General features: G+C 65.9%; 10 protein-coding genes. 5 read left to right on the plus strand and 5 right to left on the minus strand.

All coding sequences use genetic code 11. From position 1 onward, the window contains the following. Positions 1-104 precede the first annotated feature (104 nt). Both NP3_RS26765 and NP3_RS26770 read right to left on the minus strand, forming a co-directional pair. On the minus strand, positions 105-914 hold the full coding sequence (locus NP3_RS26765) for an enoyl-CoA hydratase/isomerase family protein (RefSeq protein ID WP_063044372.1): 810 nt from the start codon (positions 912-914) through the stop codon (positions 105-107). A gap of 85 nt (positions 915-999) precedes the next feature. Further along, positions 1000-1389 carry a VOC family protein gene (locus NP3_RS26770; RefSeq protein WP_063044373.1) on the minus strand — a complete coding sequence of 130 codons (390 nt, stop codon included), beginning with the start codon at positions 1387-1389 and terminating at the stop codon, positions 1000-1002. 132 nt (positions 1390-1521) lie between these two features. Between NP3_RS26770 and NP3_RS26775 the strand changes: the two genes are divergently transcribed. Then, on the plus strand, positions 1522-1872 hold the full coding sequence (locus tag NP3_RS26775; RefSeq protein WP_063044379.1) for a hypothetical protein: 351 nt from the start codon (positions 1522-1524) through the stop codon (positions 1870-1872). 81 nt (positions 1873-1953) lie between these two features. Further along, entirely contained in the window at positions 1954-2844 is an 891-nt protein-coding gene (locus tag NP3_RS26780; protein WP_063044374.1) for an alpha/beta hydrolase, read from the plus strand. A gap of 221 nt (positions 2845-3065) precedes the next feature. Here NP3_RS26780 and NP3_RS26785 read toward each other — a convergent pair whose 3' ends face one another. Continuing rightward, positions 3066-3887 carry a S1 family peptidase gene (locus NP3_RS26785; RefSeq protein WP_063044375.1) on the minus strand — a complete coding sequence of 274 codons (822 nt, stop codon included), beginning with the start codon at positions 3885-3887 and terminating at the stop codon, positions 3066-3068. A gap of 57 nt (positions 3888-3944) precedes the next feature. Between NP3_RS26785 and NP3_RS26790 the strand changes: the two genes are divergently transcribed. Then, positions 3945-4646 carry a response regulator gene (locus tag NP3_RS26790; RefSeq protein ID WP_157124564.1) on the plus strand — a complete coding sequence of 234 codons (702 nt, stop codon included), beginning with the start codon at positions 3945-3947 and terminating at the stop codon, positions 4644-4646. Between the two features lie 152 nt (positions 4647-4798). Further along, entirely contained in the window at positions 4799-5731 is a 933-nt protein-coding gene (locus NP3_RS26795) for a HAMP domain-containing sensor histidine kinase (RefSeq protein ID WP_373864788.1), read from the plus strand. 422 nt (positions 5732-6153) lie between these two features. Here the strand turns inward: NP3_RS26795 and NP3_RS49285 are convergent, their stop codons facing one another. Further along, a complete protein-coding gene (locus NP3_RS49285) occupies positions 6154-6459 on the minus strand; it encodes a hypothetical protein (RefSeq protein WP_084509017.1) in 306 nt (101 codons plus the stop codon). A 331-nt stretch (positions 6460-6790) separates the two neighbouring features. Between NP3_RS49285 and NP3_RS26800 the strand changes: the two genes are divergently transcribed. Then, positions 6791-7996 (plus strand): DUF4153 domain-containing protein, encoded by a 1206-nt coding sequence (locus tag NP3_RS26800; protein WP_245721120.1) that lies wholly within the window; start codon positions 6791-6793, stop codon positions 7994-7996. Positions 7997-8351: 355 nt separating this feature from the next. Here the strand turns inward: NP3_RS26800 and NP3_RS48245 are convergent, their stop codons facing one another. Then, the gene (locus NP3_RS48245; RefSeq protein ID WP_157124565.1) at positions 8352-8489 is read right to left on the minus strand and encodes a hypothetical protein; all 138 of its coding nucleotides are present in this window, start codon (positions 8487-8489) and stop codon (positions 8352-8354) included. Between the last annotated feature and the right edge of the window lie 507 nt (positions 8490-8996).

The raw sequence follows: 8996 nt of genomic DNA on the forward strand, positions 1-8996 counted from the left end.
CGTATTCGAAGTTCCGCTCATCGGGTGCGCCCGATTTTCCGGCCCTTGGCCATCGCCTCGGCGAGCAGCGGAGTCGTTGTCACATCGGCGAGGTGGAGACCTTGCTATCGACCCTGGAAATCCGGCGGGCGACGCTGTTGGAAGGCGGTCAGGCCCTCCTTGAAATCCTTGGTGCGGCAGGCGAGTTCGAGCGCGAAGAGTTCGTGGTCGAGTGCTTCGGGCAGGCTGGTGTGCTGGTTGTGATGGATGGCCTGTTTGGTGAGTCCGAAGGCGATGGTCGCCGCCGCGTTCAGGCGGGTGAGTAACGCGTCGGTGTGCTGTTGGAGTTCGGCGGGATCAGTGGCCTGATGGATCAGGCCCCAGTCGGCCGCGTCGGCGGCCCCGACCTTCTCGCCGAGCAGCAGTAATCGTTTGGCTCGGGTGAGGCCGACGAGGCGGGGCAAAAGCCAGGTGGATCCGGTGTCCGGGCTGAATCCACGGGCCAGGAAGGGCTCCCAGAACACGGCATCGGCGGCGGCGATGGTGAAGTCGGCCGCGAGCGCGAGGTTGCATCCCATACCCGCCGCCCAGCCGCGGACAGTGCAGACCACGGGCAGCTGAATGGTGTGGACGAGTTCGATGACGCGGTGCGCGGTATGCGGTATGCGGCGGACGAGGTCACCGGTCCGGGCGCGGTTGCCATTGCTGTTGGTGGCGACCCAGTCCACGCCGGAGCAGAAGTCGTCGCCCGCGCCCTGGATGTGGATGACGCGCAGGGTGTCGTCGGTGGCGGCGGCGGTGAGCACGCCGACCAGATCATCGATCATGGTGGAGCTGAGTGCATTACGCCGGGCAGGGCGGTCCAGGGTCAGGCGCAGCAGGGCGCCGTCGCGGTGGCTGTGTACCGTGCCGTCGGTTGGGTCGTCATCGCTCACTGTGGTACCCGCGCCTTCTCCAGCCGCTTACGGTCCGCGACCTACTGTTACAGCTACAGTATCTGATACTGTCAGAGTCGGTGCGCTACGGGATGACCTGACCGATGCCGAGCAGATTGCCCTCGCTGTCACGGAACCACGCGCCTCGCTCGGCACGTCCCTTGCTCGGATAGTTGCCCTCGATGTCCATGATCCCGTTCACGGCGCCGTCGTATTCCTCGAACACCACGCCACGGGCACGCAGGCCCGCGACGGTTGCCTCGATGTCATCGACGTAGAAACCCATCTGGGTGAACGAGCCGTCGGACGCACCGGCAGAGGCGAACAGGCAGAAGACACCCGTGGCGCCTTCATAGCGCAAGCCGCCCTCGCGTTCCTCGACCGGTTCGAGGCCGAGTTTTTCGGCGTACCAGCGGCGGGCTCGGGCCAAGTCCTGGGTGGGTATGCGGGCTTCGATGTGTGCGCTGCTGAGCATCCTCGTCATGGTAGCCAGCCGCGTGCACGGTTTCTGCCAGATCGCCGTTGCCTCGGATTCTCCTGTCGGCGAGCGACGGTGCTGGAAGACTCATGGGTCGAAACGGTCACCGTGACTGAGGGAGTGTGCGACGTGGAGGTCGTGTACAACATCGTCGTCGTCGCCCATCTGCTGGGTATGGCTGCGGTTGTCGGCGGGTATGTCGCCGGACAGCCGGGCGTATCCGAGCTTATGGTGTGGGGTGCGCGGGCACAGCTCGTCACCGGTCTGATCCTGGTGGGGATGGCGGATTCGATCGATTCGCTCGGCAAGGATCCGAATATGGCGAAGATCGGTACCAAGCTGGTCATCTCCGTGCTGGTTGCCGCGTTCGCCGAGATCGGTCGTGCGGATGCCAAGAAGGGGAAGCCGATGCCGTGGCTGACGCACGCGTCCGGTGGTTTGGCGATCGTCAACGTATTCATCGCGGTGCTGTGGACCTGATCTGCGCGCGCGCACGGCCTTCGACAGCGCGTCATCCGCGTCGTACCTTCGTTACAGGACGGAAGTAACGGAGGGCATCGGATGCGGGTCGATATCGAATTCACCAGCGGCGCAGTGACATTGCGGGGCTGGCTCTTCAGGCCGGAAGCGGCGTCGGGCCCCGTCCCGCTGGTGGTGATGACACACGGCTTCGCGGGCGTCAAGGAATGGGTTGCCCCGTTCGCCCAAGTGTTCAGCAAAGCGGGCCTGGCTTGTCTGGTGTACGACCACCCTGGATTCGGGACCTCCGATGGCGAACCGCGTTACGAGGTCGACCCCGTCGCCCAGATCGAGGGCTATCGCGATGCGATCACGTTCGCGCAAACCCTGGAGGGCATCGATCCGGAACGGATCGGCATCTGGGGAACCAGTTTCGCGGGCGGCCACGTGTTGGTGGTCGCGGCGACCGATCGACGGGTGCGCGCGGTGGTGTCGCAGGTGCCACTCACCAACGGCTGGGCCAACTTCCGCAGTCTGGTCCCCTCCATCATGCTGCCCGCGGTCCATGCGGCCATCGCCGCCGACCGGCAAGCTCGCGCCTCGGGCAAACCGCATCAGATGATCAAGGCGGCCTCCGACGATCCGACCGAACTCGTCGCCATGCCCGGTATCGAGGTCTACAACTGGTTGATGGCCAACGGCCCGCAGATCCCCACCTGGCGCAACGAGGTCACCCTCTCCAGCGTCGACAAGTTCCAGTCCTACGCCCCCGAAGCCTTCCTGCGGCGCGTCTCTCCGACGCCACTGCTGATGGTGGTCGCCGATCAAGACACTCTCACGCCCAGCGATATCGCCCTGCAGAGCTACGCCGAGGCCCTGGAACCCAAACAACTGGCGCTGATCCCGGGTCCACACTTCGCCGTCTACGAGGAGCAGTTCGAACGAGCGTCCAGCGTCGCCCGCGACTTCCTGCTCGCCCAGCTGAGCGGATAACGCCTTCGAGCGAGTGGGTCGCGCGGAGCCTGGAACAGCGGGGACCGCGTCGGCAGGGGCCAGCGTGTGGCCGAGGGCGATCAGGTGTAGCCGGTCCGCGGGTCAACGCATGGATCTGTAGTGGCGGCTACGGGTTCGAAGTCGATGAGGGTGACGCTCGACAAGTCGGCGCATTCGGCATCGAGTGCACGAACGGATAGCCCGGAATTGGGCCCGTGAACTCAGAGTGGCCGGAACCCGGTACCGACGGCGTCCGACTGATTCATCTCATCCAGGATTACGCCGATGTCGATCGCGACGGCCGGATCGTGCACCGCCGGCACGGCGCCGCAGGCGACGTCGAAGACGGTCACGCCGGCCACCACGATCCCGATGTGCCCGATATTCATCCCGACCAGGCGGTCGCCCAGGGTGACCGGCCCGCCCGAATCGCCCGGCCTGGAGCAGAGTTGGCTCCGGAACCACCACTCGTGCGTATCCCACACCACGCCACAGTCGAAGCCGGAGGTCCGGCCGTTCTTGCAGACGATATCGCCCGGTCGCGGCGGTGCGCCGATGCCGCCGATGAAGGTCTGCGCCACCTGGCGAACCGGCGTGACCTTGGTGCGGTCGAATTCGATGACGGCGTAGTCGTTGCTGTGCCCGACCGCGGCGACGGTACCGATGGTGCCCGCCTGCTGTGTCTCGGCCTGGACGGACATACCGAGGTCGGCGCAGTGTCCGGCGGTGAGTCCGACCATCCGGCCGGCGCTGTCATAGCCGACCGTCGTGATGGTGCATACCGCTCGGCCCTCGATCAGGATGCCCGAGCCGCCGCCCAGTGTCGCCATCTGTGCGGCCGTCGCGTCACGGGGGGTCGCCGAGGGCGCGATGACCGCGATGACCGCGGCCATCAGCAGACGTATCCCGATCCGGCCCATGGCAACCATGTCGCTAACTGTCCGCCGTGGTCGCAGCTTCTCGGTATTCGCTTCGTTGCAGGTGGGAAACATTTTGATGTAGCCGACTCCGCCGACCTGCTCGAGCGCGCCTGCGGTGCACACGGAATCTCCACAATTGACGCGGGTTCTCTCCACAGCGGGTGGCTAGGGTTTCGGTTCATGGAACAGCACGCGGCGGGCAATGGGCAGGCGGCGCGACGGATTCTGGTCGTCGACGACGAGGTGACCATCGCGGAATCGGTGGCGGTACGTCTGCGAGCCGAGGGTTTCACCGTCGATCTGGCGCATGACGGGCCGGGAGCGGTCGCGACGGCCGAGGCGGTGGTGCCCGATCTGGTCGTGCTGGATGTGATGCTGCCCGGTTTCGACGGTCTCGAGGTGTGCCGCCGCATCCAGGCCGCGCGCCCGATCCCGGTTCTCATGCTCACCGCGCGTACCGAGGAAACCGATCAGCTCATCGGCCTCGGTGTCGGCGCGGACGACTACTTGACCAAGCCGTTCTCGCTTCGTGTCCTCACCGCTCGCGTGCACGCCCTGCTGCGCCGGGTGGATCGCGTCGCCGAGCGTGACGGCGCCACCATCATCGTCGGCGATCTGCGCATCGATGTGGACCAGCGTCGTGTGTGGCGCGCCGATATCGAAGCGCAACTCACTCCGCTCGAATTCGACCTGCTGGCTCGCCTCGCACGACGTCCCCGCGTGGTGCTGGCCCGGGAACGATTGCTCGAGGAGGTGTGGGACTGGGCCGACGCCGCGGGCACCCGGGCGGTCGACAGCCATATCAAGGCATTGCGTCGCAAGCTCGGCGCGGACGTGATCCGCACGGTGCACGGTGTCGGCTACGCGTTGGACGCGCGATGAACGATCACGCCACCGAGGATGTCGTGCGCGCGGGGGTGCCCTGGCGCGCATCTGTTTCACGGAAGCTGCGCGGCATATCGGACGCGGTAGCGGACGTGGTGCCGCGACCGTTGGATCCGGTGAAATCGATCAAGCTGAAGTTCGCGATTCTGATGCTCGGGTCGGCCGGGGTGGCATTCGGCTTCTTCCGGCTGCGGATCGGCTGGCTGCCGCCGAAGACGACAATCGCGGCGACGGTGATCGCGCTGATCACCTCGCAGATCCTCGCGCACGGCACCACCCGACCGCTGCGCGAGATGACCGCGGCGGCCAAGCGGATGGCGCAGGGCGACTACACCCGACGAGTGCGGGCCAGCTCCCGCGACGAGGTCGGCCAACTGGCGGTGGCGTTCAATCAGATGGCCGCCGACTTGGCCGCCGCCGACCAACAGCGCCGCGACCTGATCGCCAACGTCTCCCACGAACTGCGCACCCCGATCACCGCGCTGAATGCGGTGCTGGAGAACATGGTCGACGGCGTATCCGAACCCGACGACAAAACCCTGCGCACCGCACTCGCCCAAACCGAACGGCTCGGCCGTCTCGTCTCCGAACTGCTCGACCTGTCCACCATCGAATCCGGCGCGCGCGCCCTCGACCGCGAAGAACTCAGCGTCACACCGCTATTGGCCGAGGTCATCGCCGAGGCCGAGGTGGCCGCCGCGGCGCTCGGGCGCGGCGTGCGTTTCCGCACCGATGTGCAACCAAGCAGTGCAAGCGTTTTCGCAGACCGCGCACGTTTGCATCAGGTGCTGCTCAACCTGCTCGACAACGCCGCCCGCCACGGACCCGCGGGCGGGGAAGTTCGCATCGAGGCCCGCGCCGACCGGGGCGGTCTCGTCATCGACGTTCAAGACCAAGGCCCCGGCATCCCGATCGCCGAGCGCGCCACCATCTTCGACCGCTTCACCCGCGGCGGGCGCACCGATGGCGGCGGCACCGGCCTCGGCCTCGCCATCTCGCGTTGGATAGTCGACCTACACGGCGGCACCATAGCCGTCGCCGATCCGGGCTCCCGCATCCGCGTGGTACTTCCGGCCCCTTGACGCTCAACATTCCGCAACCCGGACCTCGGAGGGTTCCGGGACGATCTCGCACACCCGTAGGAGGGGATATTCATGCCAGACCAAGTCGATCCATCGCAACCCGAATCACCGACGCCATCCGCAGCGATATCGGAGCCGACGGTACGAGCCGAATCGGCAGCCGAAGCACCGAACGCGGCCGACTCTCCGGCCGAAACGGGGACACCGTTCGAGCCCGACAACCTGTCCACGTCCGAATCCGTGGGTGCTGCGCCGACCTCGACCGAGGATCCGGTTGCGGAGGCTGTCGTGGCGTCGGCTGCGTCGCCCGCTGAACGGGCGTCGGACGCATCGGATTCGACGAGCGCGGCTGTGGTGCGGACGGAATCGGGCGAACCTACTGGCATGTCGACGGCGGATCGGGGAGTGCCGTCGAGTATTGCCTACACGCCATCAGCAACGCCGCCGACCGCGCCGAGTGTGTGGTCGAGCCCGTCGAGTGTGCCGATGAGCCCGCCATCGAGTGCGCCGCCGCCCATGATGCCGCCGGTTCCGCCGCCGGGCTCCGCGTTGCCCGTGCCGCGACCCAGGCCTGTACAAGTGCCGAGATGGCGGCGCGTCGCCCGCCCGCCAGGCGTATTGCCCGCAGCGGGCATCGCGGGTCTCGCGGGCGCGGTGTTCATCCCGTTGGACCGCCCCGGAATCGGCTGGGTGCTCGCCGGTTCGGTGGCAGCGGCCGCGGTATTCACAGTGGACCGCCGCGCTCGTCGTACGGCAGAAGCGGCGGACTCGGCACAGCATTCGGCCGCGTCCGAGGAGACGAGGCGCAACCCCGAGATACCCGGTGGGCGGACATTACTCGAAGACGCAGGCGCGCAGTCCGATCGCTCTGACATGAACAGCGGCGGTTCGGTGGAGGCCGATGCAGCATCGATACCGAATTCGCCGGAATCGCCCATCTCGAAAGCGACCGAGCGCGGACCGGGGAGCTCGGATCCGGTCGGTACCGGCGGTCGGACGACTGTGGAAGACGGTGGTGCGGACGCTGATCCAGCTGGATCAGGATTCGGTGTCCGCGCTGTGCATTGGGGACGAGTGTGGTGGACGGCCCTGGCGTTGGCGCTGCTGGCAGTCGGGGCGGTGCGGGCGGCCGGGTGGCTGTTCGCGCTGTGTGTCGTCGGGGCTGGGGTGGCCGGGTCGTTGGCCGTTGTCGGGCGGCGTTCGGTGTATGGCGCGTGGTACGACGTGATCGCGGTGCCGATCGAGTCGATCGCGGGCATTCCGTGGGTGTACTCGGCGTTCGGGCGGATCGGTGACGGTCCGGCGCGCCGATCGTGGCGAGCCGGGATGTCGGTTGCGGTGACGCTGGCGTTGTTGGCGGTTTTCGTGCCGCTGCTGGGCGGCGCCGATGCGACATTCGCGAAACTGCTCGACGCGGTGACGCCGGAGATCGACGCGCCATCGGTTGTGCGGTGGATCGTGCTGTTCGCGGCACTGGGTCTGGGCAGCGTCGGGGCCATGTATCTGCTTGCGGGTCCGCGAGCCGCGGCGACGGGTGCACCGTCGGGCCGAGGCCTGCGACGGTTGGAGTGGGCACTGCCGGTGGGCGCGTTGACCATTCTGTTCGCGATTTTCGTCGCCGCCCAGTTCGTCGCGCTGTTCGGCGGTGACGACTACGTGCAGCGCACCGCGAATCTGACCTACGCCGAATACGCGCGCAGCGGATTCTGGCAGCTTTCGATCGTCACCATCCTCACCCTCGCCGTGATCGCCGTCGTATTGCGTTGGGCCGCACGGGAATCTGCCGCCGACCGAGCCTGGCTGCGGATCCTGCTGTGCGCGATCAGCGCGCTGACGCTGATCATCGTGGCCTCCGCCCTCGGCCGCATGTGGACCTACCAGCAGGCCTATGGCTTCACTGTCATGCGTCTGCTGGTCGAGGTATGCGAACTCTGGCTGGGGCTGGTGTACCTGTTGATGATCGCCGCTGTCCTTCGCTTGGACGGCACCTGGCTGCCGCGCGCCGCCATCGGCACCGCCATGTCCACACTGTTCGCACTGGCCGTGCTCAACCCGGAAGGCCTTGTCGCGGAACGGAATGTCGACCGCTGGGAGCACGGCAAGAACCTCGACACGCTCTACCTCGGCAGGCTCTCACCCGATATCGTCCCCGCCGTCGAGCGGCTTCCCGAACCGCAGCGCAGCCAAGTGCTCTCGACGATCCGCTTCGATCTCGACGAAGATACGTGGCAGGGGTGGAACCTCTCGCGCGCGAACGCTCGTTAGGGTCCATGGACTCAGCGCCCATTTCTGTCCTGATCCCGCGGATTCGTCGCGGGAGTGGGCGCTGAGTTCGACGGTATCCGCTAGCGCGGCGCGAGCAGCCCGGGTGCGTCCATCACCGAATGTCCTCGGCGGCTTGCTATTCGGTATCCCGCCAGTGCCACCTATATTTGCACATCAGTAGCCATTTTCATCGCGCCAAGTTGGAGGACTGCATTTTACTCGACCAGCCAGTATTCATATACTCGAACCGAGTGAGTGCTGTTGCCGGTCATGCCACTGATGGCTTGTGCGGCAGTATGATTCGATCGGCCGATTCCGGCAGCAATCGCCAACAGGGGCTAAGGGTCCTCGACTGTCAGCCCGGATTCTGATCGAGTTGGGTCACGGTCTCGGCGCGGGCTGGAAACTCGCGAATTACGGTGAGGATCACCTGGACCGAATCGTTGTCCCCGATCAGCCCAGCGCGGTATGCGGCCTTGGCTGACAGATACATGTCGCCAGCATTGATCGTCAGGTGCTGACCTGTGCTTCGGATCCATGACGGATTGCGGCAGACGCGCAATCCGAGTTACGTCCAGCGAAGTGGTGTACGGGACGATGTCCGGTCGGTAGATCAGGTGTGTCGTAGCCCGAAATGTGGTCGTCACGTGCGTGATCCTCCAACACGAAACCGCCGAGTCATGAACACCGACGAAGATGCCTGACGTCGGTAACCCGAGGCCAAAAGGGCCTGCAGCGACCGGAAGCCGCGACGTCGCAACATATAGCACCACGAAACCGCAAAACCAAGATTCGAGTAGCCGGGTACTCGCGCTATCTCGGTTTCTGAACACGGAGGATTACGTGCACCCGGTGGCAGTACGCCGAGGTATCGCCTGACATCAACACATTGGAAGGATGGGACGAAATGAATATCCAGCGAATCCTCTACTACGGCGCCAGTAAAGCCCGGGGCGCCATCGGCGGCAGCAATGGAAACAACCTGTTCGACATCAAAGCG

Source organism: Nocardia pseudovaccinii NBRC 100343 (assembly GCF_001613225.1).
Taxonomy (GTDB): Bacteria; Actinomycetota; Actinomycetes; order Mycobacteriales; family Mycobacteriaceae; genus Nocardia; species Nocardia pseudovaccinii.